Origin of the sequence: Catellatospora vulcania (assembly GCF_009720385.1) — a bacterium.
In the GTDB taxonomy this organism is placed as follows: Bacteria; Actinomycetota; Actinomycetes; order Mycobacteriales; family Micromonosporaceae; genus Catellatospora; species Catellatospora vulcania.
Map to the genome: position 1 here is coordinate 78,751 of NZ_ML769302.1, position 18,957 is coordinate 97,707.

The 18,957-nt window shown below is 72.7% G+C and carries 14 protein-coding genes; 4 read left to right on the forward strand and 10 right to left on the reverse strand.

The window, feature by feature from the left end; genetic code table 11:
* Positions 1-9: 9 nt before the first annotated feature.
* The 9 genes from F6W97_RS04650 to wecB all read right to left on the reverse strand — a co-directional run bounded on the left by F6W97_RS04650 (position 10) and on the right by wecB (position 11,716).
* Complete coding sequence (locus F6W97_RS04650) at positions 10-1,266, reverse strand: nucleotide sugar dehydrogenase (protein WP_155368904.1); 1,257 nt, start codon at positions 1,264-1,266, stop codon at positions 10-12.
* Between the two features lie 142 nt (positions 1,267-1,408).
* Positions 1,409-2,986 (reverse strand): glycosyltransferase family 4 protein, encoded by a 1,578-nt coding sequence (locus F6W97_RS04655; RefSeq protein ID WP_196278979.1) that lies wholly within the window; start codon positions 2,984-2,986, stop codon positions 1,409-1,411.
* A gap of 71 nt (positions 2,987-3,057) precedes the next feature.
* A complete protein-coding gene (locus F6W97_RS04660; protein WP_230686418.1) occupies positions 3,058-4,743 on the reverse strand; it encodes a glycosyltransferase family protein in 1,686 nt (561 codons plus the stop codon).
* A gap of 230 nt (positions 4,744-4,973) precedes the next feature.
* Positions 4,974-6,590: a N,N-dimethylformamidase beta subunit family domain-containing protein gene (locus tag F6W97_RS04665; RefSeq protein WP_155368905.1), complete on the reverse strand. Its 1,617-nt coding sequence runs from the start codon at positions 6,588-6,590 to the stop codon at positions 4,974-4,976.
* Positions 6,591-6,708: 118 nt separating this feature from the next.
* Positions 6,709-7,275 carry a hypothetical protein gene (locus F6W97_RS04670; RefSeq protein WP_155368906.1) on the reverse strand — a complete coding sequence of 189 codons (567 nt, stop codon included), beginning with the start codon at positions 7,273-7,275 and terminating at the stop codon, positions 6,709-6,711.
* Between the two features lie 39 nt (positions 7,276-7,314).
* Positions 7,315-8,688 (reverse strand): glycosyltransferase, encoded by a 1,374-nt coding sequence (locus F6W97_RS04675; protein WP_230686489.1) that lies wholly within the window; start codon positions 8,686-8,688, stop codon positions 7,315-7,317.
* 60 nt (positions 8,689-8,748) lie between these two features.
* Complete coding sequence (locus F6W97_RS04680; RefSeq protein ID WP_155368907.1) at positions 8,749-9,273, reverse strand: hypothetical protein; 525 nt, start codon at positions 9,271-9,273, stop codon at positions 8,749-8,751.
* Between the two features lie 122 nt (positions 9,274-9,395).
* The gene (locus tag F6W97_RS04685) at positions 9,396-10,601 is read right to left on the reverse strand and encodes a glycosyltransferase (RefSeq protein ID WP_230686419.1); all 1,206 of its coding nucleotides are present in this window, start codon (positions 10,599-10,601) and stop codon (positions 9,396-9,398) included.
* Positions 10,602-10,627: 26 nt separating this feature from the next.
* A complete protein-coding gene (gene wecB, locus F6W97_RS04690; protein WP_155368908.1) occupies positions 10,628-11,716 on the reverse strand; it encodes a non-hydrolyzing UDP-N-acetylglucosamine 2-epimerase in 1,089 nt (362 codons plus the stop codon).
* Between the two features lie 277 nt (positions 11,717-11,993).
* Between wecB and F6W97_RS04695 the strand changes: the two genes are divergently transcribed.
* The 4 genes from F6W97_RS04695 (at position 11,994) to F6W97_RS04710 (ending at position 16,255) form a co-directional block, all read left to right on the forward strand.
* Positions 11,994-13,277 (forward strand): nucleotide sugar dehydrogenase, encoded by a 1,284-nt coding sequence (locus F6W97_RS04695; RefSeq protein ID WP_155368909.1) that lies wholly within the window; start codon positions 11,994-11,996, stop codon positions 13,275-13,277.
* 165 nt (positions 13,278-13,442) lie between these two features.
* Positions 13,443-13,967 carry a SigE family RNA polymerase sigma factor gene (locus F6W97_RS04700; RefSeq protein WP_155368910.1) on the forward strand — a complete coding sequence of 175 codons (525 nt, stop codon included), beginning with the start codon at positions 13,443-13,445 and terminating at the stop codon, positions 13,965-13,967.
* On the forward strand, positions 13,964-15,250 hold the full coding sequence (locus F6W97_RS04705; protein ID WP_155368911.1) for a WD40 repeat domain-containing protein: 1,287 nt from the start codon (positions 13,964-13,966) through the stop codon (positions 15,248-15,250). Before F6W97_RS04700 ends, F6W97_RS04705 begins: the two co-directional genes overlap by 4 nt.
* Positions 15,251-15,385: 135 nt before the next feature.
* On the forward strand, positions 15,386-16,255 hold the full coding sequence (locus F6W97_RS04710; protein ID WP_155368912.1) for an aldo/keto reductase: 870 nt from the start codon (positions 15,386-15,388) through the stop codon (positions 16,253-16,255).
* 74 nt (positions 16,256-16,329) lie between these two features.
* Here the strand turns inward: F6W97_RS04710 and F6W97_RS04715 are convergent, their stop codons facing one another.
* Complete coding sequence (locus F6W97_RS04715; RefSeq protein ID WP_155368913.1) at positions 16,330-18,867, reverse strand: hypothetical protein; 2,538 nt, start codon at positions 18,865-18,867, stop codon at positions 16,330-16,332.
* Positions 18,868-18,957: the final 90 nt, after the last annotated feature.

Below are 18,957 nucleotides of genomic sequence, written 5' to 3' on the forward strand. Positions count from 1 at the left end.
ACGCGCTGGTCAGAGCCGGTGCGACTGGTCGCCCGTGGTCGCGCCGCGGGTGTCGAAGAAGCGCTTCGACTTGGCGGCCAGCGCCTCGGCGTCGTACGCGCGGTGGTTCTGCACGAGGATCACCAGGTCGGCTTCGGCGACACCGGTCTCGGCGTCCTCGACCCGCTGCACGTCGATGCCGGGCGCGTGCCAGCTCGCCACGTAGGGGTCGTGGTAGCTCAGCTTCGCCCCGAGCCCGGCCAGCAGCTTGGCCAGCGGCGTCGCGGGCGACTCGCGCTGGTCGGCGATGTCGGGCTTGTAGGTCACGCCGAGCAGCAGGATGCGCGAGCCGTTGGTGGCCATGCCCGCGTCGTTGAGGATGTTCTGCGCGCGCCGGGCCACGTACGCCGGCATGGTCGCGTTGATCTCCTGCGCCAGCTCCACGAAGCGGAACGGGTAACCGAGCTTCGCCCGCACGTTGTGGCTGAGGTAGTTCGGGTCGATCGGGATGCAGTGGCCGCCCACCCCGGGGCCCGGGTAGAACGCCTGGAAGCCGAACGGCTTGCTGCTGGCGGCGTCGATGACGTCCCAGAGGTCGATGCCGAGCTGGTGGCAGAACCGGGCCATCTCGTTGACCAGCGCGATGTTGACGTGCCGGTAGGTGTTCTCCAGCAGCTTGGCGGTCTCGGCCTCGCGGGTGCCCTTGGTGCGCACGATGGTGTCGATGAACCGGCCGTAGAACTCGGCGGCGCGCTCGGAGCAGGCCGGAGTGTGCCCGCCGACCACCTTCGGGGTGTTGCGCGGGCCGAACTTCTGGTTGCCCGGGTCGATGCGCTCGGGCGAGAAGGCCAGGTGGAAGTCGACGCCGGCGACGAGCCCGGTCTCCTCCAGGATCGGCCGCACGACCTCGTCGGTGGTGCCCGGGTAGGTCGTCGACTCCAGCACGACCAGCATGCCGGGGCGCAGGTTGCGGGCCACGGCCCGTACGGCCGACACGACCGCGCCGAGGTCCGGGCCGCCGTCGTCGGCCAGCGGGGTGGGCACACAGATGACGGCGGTGCGCGCCGAGGCGATCTCCGACTCGTCGGTGGTGGCCCGGAACCCGCCGGCGATCATCTCGGTGATGTCGGCGTCGGACAGGTCGTCGATGTGGGACACGCCGCCGTTGAGCGCGTCGACCACACCGGCCTTCACGTCGAAGCCGAGCACCGACGCGCCGGATCGCGTCGCCTCCCGCGCGAGCGGGAGACCGACGTAACCCAAGCCCAGAATCACGACATCTGTCATTTTTGTTCCTTAAGCCACGATGTGTCGCATCGGAGGGGGAGCCGGAGGAGATCCGCCGACAACGGCTGTGCGGATGCTACCCGAAGAAGCCGGGCCACCCGAACTGCCGCCGTCGGTGATCATGACAAAATCCCTGGTCGGATCAGCTGCCGACGGGCACCGCGAGGGGCTCGTCGACCTCCTGCGCACCCGTTGCCGGGCGCTGGTGGGGCAGCACGAGGCGGCGGTAGATCGCGTCCTGGACCTTCGCCTGCGCCTCCCAGGTCCACACGTCCAGGTCCATCGCCTCGTACGCCGCCCGGTAGCGCTCCGGGTCGGCGACGATCGCCTGCACGGCGCGCGTGTAGTCGGCCACGTCCTCGACCTTGAAGACCTCGCCCTGCTTGTTGGCCAGCGTGGTGTTGGCCATCACCTCGCAGTCGCTGCTGATGATCGGCAGACCGGCGTGCGAGTACTCGAAGAACTTCGTGATCAGCTGGATCTCGTGGTTCAGGTAGTGGTGGATCGGGATCACCCCGACCGTCGCCGTGGACAGGAAGCCCACCACCTCGGAGTGCGACACGTACGGCAGCACGTGCAGCCGGTCGGCCACGCCCAGCTCGGCGGCGCGCTTCTTCAGGCTGGTCAGGTACGGCCCGGTCGGGTCGTTGACCACGAACGCCGTGTGCACGCCCGCCAGCCGGGGCAGCGCCTCGACCATGACGCCCATGCCGCGGTGGGCCGCGGCGGCGCCGCTGTACACCACCAGCGGGGTGTCCGGGCCCAGCCCGCAGGCGCTGCGGATGTCCGGGGCGCCCGGGGCGTTCTTGGCGGCCGCGTCGGCGGCGCTGGGGGTGTTCAGCACGACCGAGGGCAGCTCGGGCAGGTGGTGGTCACGCTTGAGCAGCTCGCCCAGCTTCGCCGAGACGGTGATCACCGCGTCGGCGTAGGGGGCGTACTCGTGCTCGTGTGCCCGGTTCGCGCCCATCCAGCGGCGGTTGTTGGCCCGCGGCTTCACTCCGGGCAGGTACTCGTGCACGTCCCAGATCAGCTTGATCTTGTGCCCCGCGACCGCGGCCCGGACCTTGGCCCGCGCCCCGACACCGAGCATCCGGAAGTCGTTGGCGTAGATCACGTCGGGCTTGAGCGCGTCGACGGTGTCCGCGTACGCCAGCTCGAAGTCCCACAGCTGCGGCTCCAGCTTGCGCCAGGCGCCGTGGCCGCGCACCTTGTGCTGGAACCAGGTGTAGGCCTGGTCCCACGGCGAGCGCAGCGAACCGCGGTAGCGCTGGCCGATGTTGAGCTGCCAGTAGCGGAACGAGACCCACTTGCCGTACAGCCCGGCGAGCGCGCCCTGGACCTGCACGGACAGGCCGGGGCCCTTGCCCTTGAGCTTGCGCAGGGCCCGCTTCATCTTCAGGTCCTGCTTCCACGCCTTGACCGACTGCAGCCGCTGGGCCGCGACACCGGTCGGCGGGTACGCGAACGGGGTGATCAGCCAGTGCCGCCGGAACTCGTGGCGGCGCTTGGCCATCGGGCTGTGCATGACCACGAGCCGCACCTCGGCGTCACCGAGCTGCCAGCGCTCGGGGTGCCCGGTCGGTGAGCGGCCGATCAGGATGACCTCCCACCCCGCCTCGGCGGCCGACCGCGCGGTCTTCTGCACCCGGGAATCGCCGTTCACCCCGTTGTCCACGAGCATGACGATGCGGGCCGGGCGGTTTTCCCTGGTCTCGGCCATTGATCACTCCTCCTCGGGGGCGGTGCCCCGCGTGTACAGGGGGCGGGCCGCAGGCCCGCCGAGTCTACTGATCAGCCGTCTCGTCGCACACCGGTCGCGCCCAGCACGAGCTGCTCGAACTGGTGCTTGACGACCTCCCAGTCCCAGGTGGCGATCGCATGGGCCGCCGCCGCCGCCCCGGCCTCGCGCCAGGTCTGCTCGTCGGCGGTGAGGGCGAGGATCCGCTTGGCGGCCTCCTCGGGGGTGTCGGCCATCCAGTCCGCCGGGAACAGCGTGCGGGCGCTGGACGGGCCGCCGGCGAAGAACGGCCAGTCCCGGACCACCGGGACGGCGCCGCTGGCCGCGCCCTCGACCAGGGCGCAGTGGAAGCTCTCCCGGACCGAGGTGCTCAGGATCACACCGACCTCGCGCAGCGCGGCGGGCATGTCCGCGGTCTGGCCGCGGCGCACCACCGCCCCGGACGGCTCCAGGTCGGCGATGTCGGCCAGGAAGCCGTCCCAGTAGCGGCGGGCGTCCGGGCTGGCGTCGGCGTTGAGCTCGTGGCCGTAGAAGAACAGGCGGTAGCGCTCGTCGTGGGCGCGCAGGTGACGCAGCACCTCCACGGCCCAGCGCGGGTCCTTGGCCACCGCCTTGATGCCGACCAGGCCCAGCGTGAAGCGGGCGTCGGCGTCCTTGTCGCCCTGGAAGGAGCGCAGGTCCATGGCGTTGCTGACGACGTGCGGGGTGGTGCCGCCCGCGGTCAGGGCCGGCGTCACCGCGACGGTGAGGTCGCGCAGGAAGTCCGAGACGAACACCAGGTCGTCGATGCGCGAGTAGTCGGCCAGGTGCGGCCAGACCGCGAACGCCTCGAAGCTGTGCAGCCGGGCGATGATCCTGGTCTTACCCGGGTCGACGAGGGTGAACAGCACGGTCAGCGCGGCCAGCCAGTCGACGAAGACCACGTCGGCCCAGCTCACGTGCGGCTCCAGCCATGCGGCGACCTCGTCGCCGAAGGGCGAGCCGCCGGCCAGCGCGTGTTCCATCATGGCGCGGGAGTTGTTCAGCATCGGCACCTGCGTGCCGCCGTCCTCACCCGGGTCCAGGAAGCGCACCTCGACGTTGCTCAGCTGCTCGAAGTGCCGCCGGATGGGGTTGAGGAAGCCGTGGTTGCCGTACGTCGCGATCAGCAGGCGGACCGGGCGGTCGGTGGGCAGCGGGGCCGCGGGCCCGCGGCGGCCGCGCGGGGCCGACAGCGCGCGGGCGGCCGGGCTGGCGTGCCAGGCCGACAGGAAGCCGGTCGGGTCCTGGGTCAGCGGCGAGGTCAGCCGGTCGAAGTGCAGCCGCCGGTCGAACAGCTGCCGCTGGGCGGTCTGCAGCGAGGCCACCGCAGCACGGTGGTTGCCCTGGGCGTACAGCGCGTCGGCGAGTGCCAGCTCGGCCGCGACAGCGGCCTGCAGGCTCGGCGGGGTGCCGAAGTCCAGCTCGGCCTTGGCCTGCCGGGCCAGCAGGTCGGCGCGCGCCCGGCGGTTGCGCATCCGGCCCAGCGCGGTGGCGGCGGTCCGGGCCGCCTCGGCGGGACGGCCGGCCCGCAGCAGGCTCGCGTGCACCACGCCGGCGAGTTCACGGCGGGCCCGGTCGGGCACTCCGGGCGCGGAGACGACCGCGCCCCACAGGCCGGCGAGCATCCGCGAACGCATCACCGACGGCGAGGCCGCCAGCCGCAGCGCGGCCCTGGCCGAGCGGGCGGTGGCTCTTCTGGTCGAGCGGGCGAAGCTCATCGCCGCCCCTCCGATCGGGTCACCCGGGCCCCTGGGGGATCAATGATCATCTGCGCGGGGGCCCCTCTGCGAATCCGAAACGGTGACACGCCCCAGCGAAGTGTCGGACGTGCGACGCGCCGAGTCTGCCACAGGGCATGATCACCGGCAAACCCTGGACATACCGGCTGACGAGGGGGTATGTCCCCGCCGGACCGGCCTGCCGCACCCGATCGACCCGGTGACGCAGCTCACGCCTTCTGCCGCAGCATCCGCTCGATCAGGTTCTCGGTGGCCCGCATCAGACGTACGTCCCGGAAGCCCCGTACGGCCAGGCCGCGGGTCCAGCTCAGCGTCCCGGCGACGAACACGACGGCGTTCTTGTCGGTCTCGTAAAGGCTGGTGTTCTGCACCATCCGGGTGCCGTTGCGCAACTGGTACGGCGAGGCCGACAGCAACCCGCGGGTGGTGAACCGGGGCAGGTGGACGTCGGGGTCGAAGCCGTCGGCCTCGCCTGCGACGACCTTCGGGATGCTGTCGCCGTCCTTGACCTTGCAGCCGTTCCAGAACCAGTGCCCGGAGTCCGTGACCACCAGCGGCACCGCCGCCTTCACGATCCCGTTGTACTGCACGCCGAGCAGACGCTGCTCCGCCTCGGCCGGACCCGGCTCCGGATCACGCCAGCGCATCGTCGCCGAGCTGTTGCCCGCCGCGTCGAGCCGGTTCTTGTAGCAGGCCACCACGCGGTTGGCCCGGCCGTCCGCGCTCGGCGCGAACCGGATCTTCCAGTAGACGTTGTTGGCCGCCATGTACGCCAGGCTCGTGCCGCCGGCCAGCGCCTGCTCCACCCGGTCGCGCATCTCCCGGGACCAGTACTCGTCGTGGCCGCTGAAGACCAGGCCCGCGTACCCCGCGGCGTCGATCGCCCCCGAGTGCAGATCCTCGCTCGTCGCGTAGTCGAAGTCGTAGCCGGCCGCCTCGGCCCACTGGATGAAGTAGCGGTCGTCGTCGAACCGGCTGGGCAGCCCGGTCGCCATGTAGGGGCGGTCGAACGACACGTGGAAGCTGCGCAGGTCGGAGCTGCGCACCCCGGTCTTGCGCACACCGTCGGCCTGCTCGTTGCCCAGCGTCGGATCGACCGGGTACCCGTAGTAGAGGCTCTTGCCGAGCACTCCGTCGAGCGGCCACTGGTTGTACGCCTGGTACGTGGTGAACGGCAGGACCAGGCACAGCCGGTTGACGCGCTGAGCGTTGCGGACCACGAAGGGCGCGTAGTTGCGGAAGCCCGACGCCGTGGTGAACACCGCGAGATAGAGACCCGGCACCCAGTCCGCGGGCACGCTCAGCGTCCAGGACGGCTGCCACGAGCAGCTGATCATGCCGGTGCCGGGGTTCAGCTCGGGCGGCGCCTGCCGGGACCCGCGCAGCACCGGGCTGGTGAGCACCTTGCGTGCGCCGAGCCCGCCGTACCACCCGAGCCGGTACACCCCGACCGTGTAGTCCTCGGCGTCGGCCACCGACACGTGGAAGGAGACGTCCCCGCCCAGCAGCACCGTGCTGGCCGACGTGTAGCCCTTGATCTGACCTGCCACGTCGTCGGCGGACCGGGTGCGGTCCGCGCCGATGACCCAGTCCCGATGGCCGGGCAGGGCGTTCTCGGTCGCCGTGACCCCGGGCGTGGCCGGCAGGGGCTCCGGCAGCGGCCGGGGCGCGGTGGACCGCGGTGGGGCGCTGCCGACCGTCTGATCAAGTGATGCCGGCGTGGGATCGCCGGTCAGCTCGCGGGAGCCGTGGAACGCCAGGCCCGCGCCGGCGACCACAGAACCGACGGCGATCGACAACGCGGTGCGACGGGAGACTCGGGGCACAGCCTGCCTGCTTCAATCCGGTGGAGGGGGATCCGAAGTTATCACGCTTTCTGGGTGTTCGGCCGCCGCCGAAGCGCCCTGATCGATTCATCCCACCGGCTTGCCGTGGACGATCCCGTCAGGACGGCGGGCCGCCACCGGCAGGCGGGCCGGCCTCCAGCGCCGTGGTCGCGGCCACGCCCGGGAACCTCCTGGCCAGCTCCCAGGTCAGCGTCACCGCGAAGATGTCGGCGGCGACGATGCGCTCGACCCGGCCGAAGTCGACGCCCTGCAGCGGACGCCGGGCCGCACGCGCGATCACCAAGGGACGCATCACGTTGTAGACCCTGCGGTAGAAGATCCGGTGCAGCCGTCCCGCCGCCCGCCGGTGCAGGTCGCACAGCTCTTCGAGACGCCGGTCCGCGTTCGGCCCGAGCCGGCTGCGGCGCAGGTCGTGCAGGATCCGGCCGGGGATCCGGTAGAGCAGCAGGTTCTCCACCCGGCGGACCGGATGGCGTTCCTCGGCCTCGGCCACGGCGTGGATGCGCACCGCCCGGTCAAGCCCCGCCGCACGCCAGGGGGCGGCCACGGATGTGATCAGATCCACTTCGACGCCCTGGGCCAGCAACCCTGCCGCGTAGTCCTTGACCCGCTTGGACGGCGCGGCGAACGCCAGCACGATCACCCTCGGCCGGTTGCCCGACATGGCGCGCTCTCCCGATCTGCAGCCCGTCACCGCCGCCGTTCACCAGGCGGCCCCGCCACCTATCCTATGAACATTGCTCACTGTGCGTAGTCGAGTTTCCAGCGGAGCCAGCACGGTCTGGCGGGCATAGGCCTGCGCGTGCTCGTACGCCTGTCGACGCTGCTCAGGGCTCAGATCACGGGCGGCCTTGCCCGCCGCGACCATCGCCTGGGCGATCTCGTCCGGGTCCAGGCTCTCGGCGTTGAACCACAGCGGGTAACCGTCGAGCACCTCGGCTGCCGCGATCCCGGGCGCGTGCACCGACACGATCGGCCGGGCCGCGGCCATGTACTCGAAGATCTTGCCGGAGGTCACGTAGCGCGCCCCGCCCGCCAGGAAGACGAGCACGTCGCTGTCCCGGTAGACGCCGGCGACGTCGGTCTTGGAGACCGGCCCGCGATAGACCACGTCCCGCTCCGCCCCGTCCGGCGCCGGGTCCAGGCAGATCCCCAGCCGGGCCGCGAGATGGGCCTGGCTGTGCGCGAAGAAGCCGAGGTGCCCGTGGATGTTGAGCGTCGCGTCGGCAAGCTCGGGATGCGCGCGGGCCCGCCGGAACGCGGTGATCATCTCTTCGACGGGCTGGGTGGTGGTGAGCGTGCCCAGGTAGCCGAACTGCAGCGGGCCCGCGCCCCGGGCCCCGGCGCCGCCCGCCAGCCCCGGCAGCAGGTCCGGATCCCAGCCGTTCGGCACCACCATCATCCGGTCCGCCACCGAGGGGTAGCGCTCGGCGTGCCAGCCCCGCAGCGCGTCGTTGACGAAGCAGACCGCCGACGCCCGGGTCAGCACCCGCCGCTCCCAGGCCCAGGCCGGATGGTCGACCGGGTACGCGGGCCGGTCGGTGAACAGGTTGAGCGTCCACGCGTCGCGGTAGTCCAGCACGTACGGCAGCCCGGTCAGCCGGTGCAGCCCCCACGCCGCCGCGAAGGACACGAACGGATTGCCGGTGGCCAGCACCACGTCGAACCGGCGGCGCGCATGCATCCGCAGCCCGTGGGCGACCGCCGACAGCCCCCACGAGTAGTAGTGCTCGGGGAAGATCTTCTCCTGGCTGAGGTGGTACAGCTTGCGGGCGAGCAGCGGCATGGAGCGCCGCAGCGCGCCGAACCGGCGTACGTCGTGCTCCCAGGCGAACTGGTGCTGGGCCGGGCGCTCCACCCGGATCCGGGGGTCCACGGTGGTCGCCAGCTCCTCGTCGACCGAGCCGATGACCTCGTGCAGGAACTTCAGCGGGGCGGCGAGCACGGTCACGTCCCAGCCCTGGGCAGCGAGGTGGTTGGCCGTCGCCCTGGCCCGGTAGACACCACTGGCGCGCGACGGCGGGTAATAGAAGGCCAGGTACAGCACGCGCGGTCGCCGCGGGCCACGTCTGTTCATCACGCCGTTCTCCCTCGTGGCGACGGGTGGCCGGGCGGCCCGGACATACCGGCCGGGCGGCTATTCGCAGCCTAGACCGAGCACGAAGGCCAGCCGGGGCGAACGCCGGGATCCCGCGACCCCATGCCGCAGCAGCCGCGCCGCATCCGGCATGGACAGCGGATCGGCGACCACGATCAGGTCGAACGGGCCGCGGGCGGCCACTTCGCGGCGCAGCACCGGTCCCCGCCACCAGCGCACGCTCGCGGGCGCCACCAGTCGCCGGTGCACCGGCTGGGCGACGCCGCGCTCGTACGCCCGCCAGGCGCGCCCCATCGGTTCCCGCAGCCGTCCTCGGCCCGCCAACCGGGCCGCCCGCCGCGGCAGCCGCACCAGCAGCGCCTGCGCCCAGCGCACCGGCCGGGTATGCGCCGTCAGCTCACCGAGATCCACCAGCCGGACCCGCGGATCGAGATCCTCCCGCGCCCACGGCTGCGCGCTGCCGAGCAGCACCACCGCGTCTCCACCGGCGGCGACCACCCGCGCGGACTCCTCGACCACCGCGCGCCGCCGGGTCGCCCCCAGCGCCAGGAACAGCACCCGCACGACCCCTCCTCATGCCTCGGGCCGGAGCCGAGGCAGCGCACGACCCGACCGGCAGCGCGTCTTGGCACCGCCCGCGACAGCCGTCCCCGAGCCCCGCGTCGCAGCGGCCACCCCGGCCCGCGTCAGACCGGCGTGCTGCCGAACCACGCCTCGTGGTGCGCTGCCGCGACCGCCGGGTAGCCGTAGCGGGCCGCCAACGCCTCGCGGGCGTACGCCAGGTCGAGCCCTTCCGGGAACCTCGCCCGCAACCGCCGGTACCCGGCCGCGAACGTCGCCGGATCGTCGTCGACCTCGACCAGCCCGCCCGCCGCGTACTCGATCCCGGCCAGCGTCCGTTCCGGACCACCGCACCGGGTCACCAGCACGGGCAGGCCCGCGGCCAGCGCCTCCACCACGACCATGCCGAACGTCTCCGACCGGCTGTTGTGCACCAGCAGATCATGTTCACGCATCAGCCGCAGCGCTTCCGGCGGAGTGACCGCGCCGGTCAGGACCACCGCGTCCGCGACGCCCAGCGCCGCGGCCCGTGCGCGCAGCGGCCCGTCCAGCGGGCCTTCGCCGACCAGCGTCAACCGCAGCGCGGCGTCCTCGGCCCAGCACTGTGCGAACGCCTCCAGCAGCAGGTCGACGCCCTTCTCCACCTTCAGCGAGCCGACATACAGCCAGCGTTCCAGCGAACGCACCGGCGTCTGCCGCCCGGCCGCGAAGGAGACGGGATTGGGCATCAGCCGGATCCGGTCCGCGTGCCTGGGGAATGTGCCGGCCAGCAGGTCCAGGACGCCGTCGCCGACCGCGAACAGCGCCGTGCAGCGCGCCAGCACCTCGCCGTACCGCGCGCGGGCGTCGGCGTCGGCCAGGATCAGCGGCAGGAAACTCGCGTGCTCGGTCACGAACAGCCGTGCGCCCGGCCGCAGGTTGTGCAGCGCCGCCCACCCGCTGGGCAACCCGACGTGGGCATGCACGACCTCGCCGGCCAGCGGGGTCCCGCCGAGCACGGCCCGCAGCATCGCCGCGTGCCGCCGCGCGTTGTCGGCGTATCCGGTCCCCGCCGGGATCGGCACCGGCAGGTGCACCACCTCGGCCCCGCCGGGTCCGGGCCGGACCTGCCGCGCCGCGCCGGACAGGGCATGGGCGGCCGCGGTCACCTCGGCGTCCTGGCGGGGCGTCATCCGGCTGACCCAGTCGTCGCAGTGGTACACCGACAGCCGGCGCACGGTGGGCGCGACCGCCTCCACCATCGCCTGCACGAAGGAGCCGCGGAACGGCAGCTGGGCACTCGGATACCAGGGCGTGACGACCGTCACGTCCGCGTCGCTGCCCTGTGCCATCGCGCCCGCCCCCGCCGGCCGATGTCTCAGGCGGCGCGTTCGGCCAGCACCGCGACGACCCGCTCGGCCGCCCGCCCGTCCCCGAAGGGTGTGTCGCGGGCGGTGTCCGGCGCGGGACGGGTCGCCGTGCCGACCCAGCCCGCGGTGCCGAGCACCGCCGGGTCGGGCACGAGCCGGTTCCAGTCGCCGATCAGCGTCTCGACCCACTCGGTCTCCGAGCGCAGCGTGGTGCACGGCCGGGCCAGCAGGTAGGCCTCCTTCTGCAGGCCTCCGGAGTCGGTGACGACGCCGGTCGAGCCGAGCACGGCGGCGACCATCCCGCCGTACGGCAGCGGGCGGCCCACGTGCACCGCGCCCTGGGCCAGCTTCAGCCCCTGCTCCTTGGCCCGCGCCACCAGGCGCGGGTGGGCCAGCAGCGCCACCGGCACCGGCAGCGCGGCGAGCGCCTCCACCAGGCCCGCCAGCCGCTGCGGATCGTCGGTGTTCTCCGCCCGGTGCAGCGTGGCCAGCAGGTACGGCTCGTCGGGGCTGATGCCGTCGGGCAGCCCGCCGACCTGGTGCTCGCCGCGGAGCACCGCGTCGCGCACCCGCAGGCACACGTCGACCATCACGTCGCCGACCAGGACCGACCGGGCGGCCAGCCCTTCGCCGGCGAGGTGGCGCATCGCCTCCGCGGTGGGCGCGAGCAGCAGGTCGGCGGCGTGGTCGGTGAGGATGCGGTTGTGCTCCTCGGGCATACGCCGGTTGAACGAGCGCAGCCCGGCCTCCAGGTGGGCCACCGGCAGGTGCTGCTTCACCGCCGACAGCGCCCCCGCCAGCGTCGAGTTGGTGTCGCCGTAGACCAGCACCCAGTCCGGGCGCTCGCGGTCGAGCACCGGGTCCAGGGCGGCGAGGGTGTTGCCCGTCTGCACGCCGTGGCTGCCGGAGCCGATGCCCAGGTGCACGTCAGGGTCGGGGATGCCCAGGCCGGAGAAGAAGACGTCGGACAGGTCGGCGTCGTAGTGCTGCCCCGTGTGCACGATGAAGTGCTCGTGGCCGCTGTTCGCGAACGCCGCGGCGATGGGGGCCAGCTTGACCAGCTGCGGACGGGCGCCGACGATACTGACGACCTTCATGTCTGCTTTCTCCTGGTTAGGCGCGACGAGCCGGGCATCCGGATCACCCCGACCCTACCGGTCCGCCGGGGACCGTAGTCCCGCTCACCGCCGTCCCCGCAGCCGCGGGCCGTCCGCGGCGCGGCCGTTATACTTCGCCCCGGTCCGCCGCACCGGGACCAGCGCCTATGGCGCAGCCGGTCAGACCCGTCCGGTTGTCGCCGACCACGGCTCTTGCAACGATGGACCGGCTCGTCCGCCGCCAGCGACGGGCGAGGCAGCGAGGAAGAAAGAAACCATGAAGATCTGTGTTGTAGCCCTCGGCAAGATCGGCCTGCCGCTCGCGGTCCAGTTCGCGTCCAAGGGGCACGAGGTGATCGGCGCCGACGTGTCCGAGCGCGTCGTCGCGCTGGTCAACGAGGGCCAGGTCCCCTTCCCCGGTGAGACCGACCTCGACGTCAAGCTCAAGGAGGCCGTCGCCGCCGGCCTGCTGCGCGCCACCACCGACACCACCGCCGCCGTCGCCGAGTCCGAGGCCGTCGTCGTGGTCGTGCCGCTGTTCGTCGACGCCGAGGGCGTGCCGGACTTCGGCTGGATGGACAGCGCCACCCGCGCCATCGCCGCCGGGCTGCGGCCGGGCACCCTGGTCAGCTACGAGACCACGCTGCCCGTCGGCACCACCCGCAACCGCTGGGCCCCGATGCTCGCCGAAGGCTCCGGCCTGACCGCCGGCGCCGACTTCTCGCTGGTCTTCAGCCCCGAGCGGGTGCTCACCGGCCGCGTCTTCGCCGACCTGCGCCGCTACCCGAAGCTCGTCGGCGGCGTCGACGAGGCCTCGGCCGCCCACGGCGTGCGCTTCTACGAGGCCGTGCTCGACTTCGACGCCCGTGCCGACCTCGACAAGCCCAACGGCGTGTGGGACCTCGGCTCCGCCGAGGCGTCCGAGCTGGCCAAGCTCGCCGAGACCACGTACCGCGACGTCAACATCGGCCTGGCGAACCAGTTCGCCCGCTTCGCCGACACCGTGGGCGTCGACGTCACGAAGGTCATCGAGGCCTGCAACACCCAGCCCTACAGCCACATCCACTCGCCCGGCATCGCCGTCGGCGGCCACTGCATCCCGATCTACCCGCGGATGTACCTGTGGAACGACCCGACCGCCACCGTCGTGCGCGCCGCCCGCGAGGCCAACGCCGGCATGCCGGAGTACGCCGTCAGCCTGCTCGCCGACGCGTACGGCGACCTGACCGGCGCGAACGTGCTCGTGCTGGGCGCGGCGTACCGCGGCGGCGTGAAGGAGACGGCCTTCTCCGGCGTCTTCCCGACCGTCGAGGCGCTGCGTGCCCGGGGCGCGAACCCGTTCGTCAGCGACCCGATGTACACCGTCGAGGAGCTGGCCGCGCACGGCCTGCCGCCGCACCAGGGTGAGGCCGTCACCGCCGCGATCATCCAGGCCGACCACGCCGAGTACCGCAACCTCGGCCCGGCCGAGCTGCCCGGCGTCCGGGTGCTGGTCGACGGCCGCCGCGTCACCGACCCGGCCCGCTGGGCCGGCACCGACCGCGTCGTCATCGGCGGCTGACCCCGCCCGCTGCACACCGACGGCCGTCGCACCCTTACCGGTGCGGCGGCCGTTCGCCATCCGCTTGACCTGGACGGCAGGCTCCGGCACGATCCTGCGGCCCGGGTCGCGAATGGGGTTCCCTCCACGGTCTGCCCGCCAGGCGTCAGGTCAGGGGGAGGTGTCGTGGACACAGCACAGGCACGGGCGGCGTTCGAGGAGTTCGTCACCGGCCGCTCGGCCGCGCTCGGGCGGACGGCGTACCTGCTCACGGGACACCGCCAGGACGCCGAGGATCTGCTCCAATCGGCGCTGGCGCGGGCCGCCGTGCGCTGGAGCGGGCTCGACGACCCCGAGGCGTACGTCCGGCGCGTCCTCTACACCCAGTCCGTGTCCCGGTGGCGCGCGCTGCGGCGCAGGCCACCCGAGCTGCTGACCGACCAGCCGCCGCAGACGGCCGTCGCCGAACCGTGCCACGACACCCGGATGGTGCTCGACCTGGCGCTGCGCCGCCTCACGCCGAAGCAGCGGGCGGTGCTGGTGCTGCGCTTCTACGAGGACCGCAGCGAGTCCCACACCGCCGAGGTGCTGGGCTGCTCGGTGGGCACGGTGAAGAGCCAGACCCGGCACGCGCTGATGCGGCTGCGCGCCCTCAACCCGCAACTCGCGCAGCTGGTCGACGGCCGGCTCCCGCAGGAGGTGGCCCGATGACGCACGCCCTGCACGACGCCCTGCACCAGGTCGCCGACAGCGCCCCGCCGTTGCCGGTGCCACCGGGGTTGTTCGACCGGGCCCGCCGCGACCGGCTCCGCCGACGACTCGCGGGGCTGGCCGCCGCCGTCGTGGCAGTCGGTGGCATCGGCTTGACCGGGCAGATCGCCGCGCCGCCGCCTCCGGCCGCCTTCGATGACACCACGGTGGACCCCTTGCCCGCCTATCTCGTGCACGCTCCGGCATGGACGGCCGACATCCGGCATGCTCCGATGCGGCGGGCGCTGGTCGCGTTCGACGGCGACGTCTTCGACACCGACTACACCGTCGACGAGGACCGCGGGGAGAGCGTGAGCCATCCCGTGGGACCGCTGACCCTCGTCGGCCCGGACGACGCCTACCGCACCTACGACCTGACCCAAGACGACGAACCCTGGACCGGGGCCCTCATGCTGTCCCCCGACGGGCGGTACGTGCTCACCGGCCACGGCGAGCACTCCCGGCTCCTCGACGTCACCACCGGCATCGCCCGGACGCTGCCGACGGGGCTGCCCCTGGCCTTCTCCCCGGACAGCCGCCAGGCCGTGCTCGTCCACTTCGACAACCCCTGGTACCTGTATCCGGTGCGCGGCGAGATCCAGGTGGTCGACCTCGGCACAGGCGCGGTCGCGTGGACGGCCCCGCTGCCCGACGGGCCGCTGCCCCGCGAGGTCGACGCCGCGCTGTCGCCGGACGGTTCGACGCTGATCGTGCAACGTCACGGCGACCTCCACACCTACCGGCGCGACGGCGGCGTCGGCTGGAGCCGCTCGGTCGACTCCGGCGACGGCGTCGCCGGACAGCTCGCCTGGACGCCCGACGGCCGGAGCGTCGTCGACGCGAGCGGCCTGTGCCTGCTGGACGCGGACACCGGCGCGACCGGCAAGTGCATCCAGTGGCAGGAGAGGCTGACCAGGATGCCGGTGCGGGAGCAGACCTTCGCCAAGCCGATCATCCTGGCCTGGGAGAACGGGGCTCCGATCGTCACCATGGGCCGGGACGTGGTGCGGCTGACCGAGGTGCCGGAACTGCTGATGCGAACGCCGGAGACGCCACAGACGGTCAGCGCCCTGACCGTGGCCTCCACCCGGGTGCAGTGGACCCCGCGGCAGCCCGGCCCGCCGGACCCCGGACCGGCGGTCCACCGCTACCGGTCGCTGCTCGTGGGAGCCGGGTGGGCGATCGTGCTGCTGGCCCTCGGGTACGCCGCGGTACGCCTGCGCCGCCGACGCTCCCTGAGGTAGCGCCCATCGCCCGCAGCCGCTGCAGTCCCGAACGGCTGAGCGACGGCTCCCCGCTTCCGGACCCTGACCGGAACGTGCCGGGCTAGGCTGTTCGGCGGGGCGTGACGTCCGGCGAGCACCAGGTGAGGAGCACTCATGACGGCGCAGAGCACCCTTCCCGCGGCGGCCTCGGGCCGCTTCAGCATCGGCGGCGACCTGCCCGTCAACCGGCTCGGCTACGGCGCGATGCAGCTGACCGGCCCCGGGGTCTGGGGGGACCCGGCAGACCCGGACGAGGCCGTCCGCGTGCTGCGCCGGGCGGTCGAGCTGGGCGTCGACCTGATCGACACCGCCGACTCGTACGGCCCCTTCGTCAGCGAGATGCTGATCAAGAAGGCGCTGCACCCGTACCCGGAAGGCCTGGTCATCGCGACCAAGGGCGGGTTCACCCGGGCCGGTCCCGGCGACTGGCGTGCGGTGGGCCGCCCTGAGTACCTGCGCCAGCAGTGCATGCTCAGCCTGCGCCACCTCGGCCTGGACCGCATCGACCTCTACCAGCTGCACCGCATCGACCCGAAGGTGCCGCTGGAGGACCAGCTCGGCGAGCTGGTGCTGCTGCAGCAGGAGGGCCTGATCCGGCACATCGGGCTGTCCGAGGTGACCGTGGCGCAGATCGAGCAGTCCCGCAGGCTCGCGCCGATCGTCTCCGTGCAGAACCTCTACAACCTGGCCAACCGCAGTGCCGAGGACGTGCTGCGGCACTGCGAGGAGCAGAACCTCGCGTTCATCCCGTGGTTCCCGATGGCGACCGGCGAGCTGGCCAAACCCGGCGGCCCGCTGGCCACTGCCGCCGAGCAGCACGGGGCGAGCCCGGCGCAACTGGCGCTGGCCTGGCTGCTGCGGCGCTCCCCGGTGATGCTGCCCATCCCGGGCACGTCCAGCGTCGCGCACGTCGAGGAGAACATCGCCGCCGCGGAGATCACACTGACCGACGCGGAGTACCAGGCCCTCGAGACAGCCGTCTGACGCGTCGAAAAACGGCGGGAGCCCGGCCGGTCCGCAGTGGATCGGCCGGGCTCCCGGTCAGCGGATCACCCCGGTCACGGGGTGACGGTCGCGTCCCGGTGGGTCAGCTGGTAGGTCGCGTCGACCGCGTCCGTCTCCAGGATCACCGTCGCCGGACCCTCGGGCAGGTTGCAGGTGATGGTGCGGTCGATTGACGGGCCGAACGAGCCGCAGTAGCGCAGGCCGGTGCCGTCGATCACCCACATGGTGGCGTCGCCGCCGCCGGAGGTCCGGCGGTAGGTGAACGCCTCCCGCGCGGCGTGCTCGCCGGCCGGGATCGCGAAGCAGAACCCGAACGCCTCCCCGGAGCTGGTGACGGTCGAGCCCTCCGCCGTGCGCGGCAGCACGGGGCAGGCCGGCGGGCCGTCCACCCGCGGGAACGCCATCGCGTACGAGCCGGACGTCTGGCCCTCGGGCGTGCCGAACACGGCGAAGAACGGCGCCGTGCCGGTCAGCTCGCAGGACGACTGGCGCAGGCCCCACGACGAGTCGCAGACGTACGCGCCCGTCGCGTCGAACACGGTCACCGACGGGCGGCCCGCGCCGACCGCGTCACCGGGCACCAGCTCGATCACCCGCGCCCCGGCCGGGCTGGCCAGCTGCACGCAGTCGACCTCGGCGACCCCGGTGAACGTGCCCCGGTGCACCGCGAGCGGGTTCGCCGCATCCGACAGCACCGGGCAGCCCGCCGGGACGGCCGGCAGCACCGACCACGCGAACCGGTGGTCGTCGGCGATGATCGCGCTGTTGCCGTACCCCTTGATCACCGCGGTGTAGCGGCCCGCCGCGGGGATGTCGCACCGGCCCCAGCTGGTGCACACCTTGAGCCCGGCCGCGTCGTACACCTGGACGTCGGAGTCCCAGCCGGCCGCGTCGAACGCCTTGATGACGTAACCGCCCGCCGCCGGCAGGTCCAGCACCCGGCAGCGGACCGTGCCCAGCGCCGGGGCGGCGCCGTACGACCCGGCGGTCACGGTCGGGCAGCCCACCGGGTTCGACAGCCGCCGCACCTGGAGCTGGTACGTCGCCTCGGAGACGTCCGGCCCCCAGTTGCTCAGGTAGGAGACCACCCGGTACGTGCCCGTCGCGGGCAGCACGCAGCCGTCCTGCTCCGAATACTCGGTGCAGATCACCTCACCGGCACTGTTCAGCACGAACTTCAGCACGTCGTTGTACTCGGCCGGGGCCGCGTAGCTGACGATCCGGTCGCCCGCGTCGCCCTTGAACGGCTGGCAGTCGACCTGCACCCCGGACGTCTGACGCACCTGCAGCGTCGGCGTGGTCCAGGTCGTGCGGGTCGCCGTGGCGCACCCGGCGTTGCGGAACAGCGCGACCGAGGCGACCTGGTAGTCGAACGGGTCGCCCCAGGTCTGGTTGTTCTCCAGCAGCAGGGTGTAGTCACCGGCCACCGGCAGGCGGCAGAACCGGTAGTCCACCCAGCGCTCGCAGATCCGCTGCCCGGCGTCGTCGTACAGCGCCCAGTTGATCGACTGCTCCGGGCTGAACCGCAGCGCCACCGGCCCCGCCGTGGCGGTCCGCAGCTGGTGGCAGCTGAGGTAGGCGGTCGCGGACAGCGAGCCGGTGCCGATCGCGGCCCCCTGGTCGCCGAACGGACCCGGCCGCAGCACCGGGCAGCCCGCCGCGTTGCTCAACCGCGGCAGGCGCAGCGTGAACGGCGCCTCGTTGCCGTAGTACTCGTGCAGGAACAGCCGGTACGGTCCCGCCGAGGTCAGCGTGCACTCGGTGGTGTAGCGCACCGGGCAGCCCATCTCCTGGTACTGCGCGTCCAGGATGGACGCCTGCACGTCGCCGGACCCGGTCGACGGGGACAGCAGCTTCAGCACCGTGCCCACCGGCTGGCTGAACTTGAAGCAGCGCGGCGCCGCGCCCAGCGGCAGCACCCCGGACACCCCCGGGGAGGCGAACGAGAAGAAGCTGCCGGGCAGCGTCGTACACGACGACGGCGTCAGCATCGACTCCACCGACACGGTGTAGTCGCCGGTGCCCTGGCCGTACAGCACCGCGACCGTGATCGTGTAGGTGCCGGCCCGGTCCAGCCGGCAGCTGCCGGAATCGGTCTGGAGCGAGCACACCGCGTTGCCGTTCGACGCCGCGATCGAGCCGGTCAGCCAGCTGCCCGACCCGCGGGTGAACGTGGTGAGCAGCGTGTCCGACCTCTTCGTCGTGGTGACCGTGTAGACGTGCTGCTCGCTGTCGGTGATCGACGGGCAGACGGCGATCTGACCCAGCGCCAGCGGTCCGCCGCAGGCGGCGACCGGGGTGCTCGGCGATGCGGTGGGCGACGGCACCGGTGTGGTGTCCGGCCCGCCGGACGGGCTGGGCTGGGGATCCCCGGTCGGTGCGACCGACGGCCCCGGGCTCGGCGACGAGGCCGGGGACGGCGACGCCGAGGGGCTCGGTGAAGGGCTCGGTGACGGCGGCGCGGTCGGGTCCGCGTACGACGCCGCCGGTCCGATCAGGATGCCGGCGGCGATCGTGGCCGTGGCCGCCAGCAGCGCCAGCGAGCCGCGGAGGAAGGGATTTTTCGGGCGTACGGAGCTGTCAGCTCTCATGTCGTCTCCCCGTGACGCTCCACGCGGGGGTGCGGGAGCGAGATCATGTTGCCAGACCCGTGCGACAGACGAACATTGATTTCACCCGCG

Bases quoted from the DNA above. Each gene is read 5' to 3' on its own strand.
- F6W97_RS04650 (WP_155368904.1), bottom strand. From the start codon at position 1,266: ATGACAGATGTCGTGATTCTGGGCTTGGGTTACGTCGGTCTCCCGCTC.
- F6W97_RS04655 (WP_196278979.1), bottom strand. From the start codon at position 2,986: ATGGCCGAGACCAGGGAAAACCGCCCGGCCCGCATCGTCATGCTCGTG.
- F6W97_RS04660 (WP_230686418.1), bottom strand. From the start codon at position 4,743: ATGAGCTTCGCCCGCTCGACCAGAAGAGCCACCGCCCGCTCGGCCAGG.
- F6W97_RS04670 (WP_155368906.1), bottom strand. From the start codon at position 7,275: ATGTCGGGCAACCGGCCGAGGGTGATCGTGCTGGCGTTCGCCGCGCCG.
- F6W97_RS04675 (WP_230686489.1), bottom strand. From the start codon at position 8,688: ATGAACAGACGTGGCCCGCGGCGACCGCGCGTGCTGTACCTGGCCTTC.
- F6W97_RS04685 (WP_230686419.1), bottom strand. From the start codon at position 10,601: ATGGCACAGGGCAGCGACGCGGACGTGACGGTCGTCACGCCCTGGTAT.
- wecB (WP_155368908.1), bottom strand. From the start codon at position 11,716: ATGAAGGTCGTCAGTATCGTCGGCGCCCGTCCGCAGCTGGTCAAGCTG.
- F6W97_RS04695 (WP_155368909.1), top strand. From the start codon at position 11,994: ATGAAGATCTGTGTTGTAGCCCTCGGCAAGATCGGCCTGCCGCTCGCG.
- F6W97_RS04705 (WP_155368911.1), top strand. From the start codon at position 13,964: ATGACGCACGCCCTGCACGACGCCCTGCACCAGGTCGCCGACAGCGCC.
- F6W97_RS04710 (WP_155368912.1), top strand. From the start codon at position 15,386: ATGACGGCGCAGAGCACCCTTCCCGCGGCGGCCTCGGGCCGCTTCAGC.
- F6W97_RS04715 (WP_155368913.1), bottom strand. From the start codon at position 18,867: ATGAGAGCTGACAGCTCCGTACGCCCGAAAAATCCCTTCCTCCGCGGC.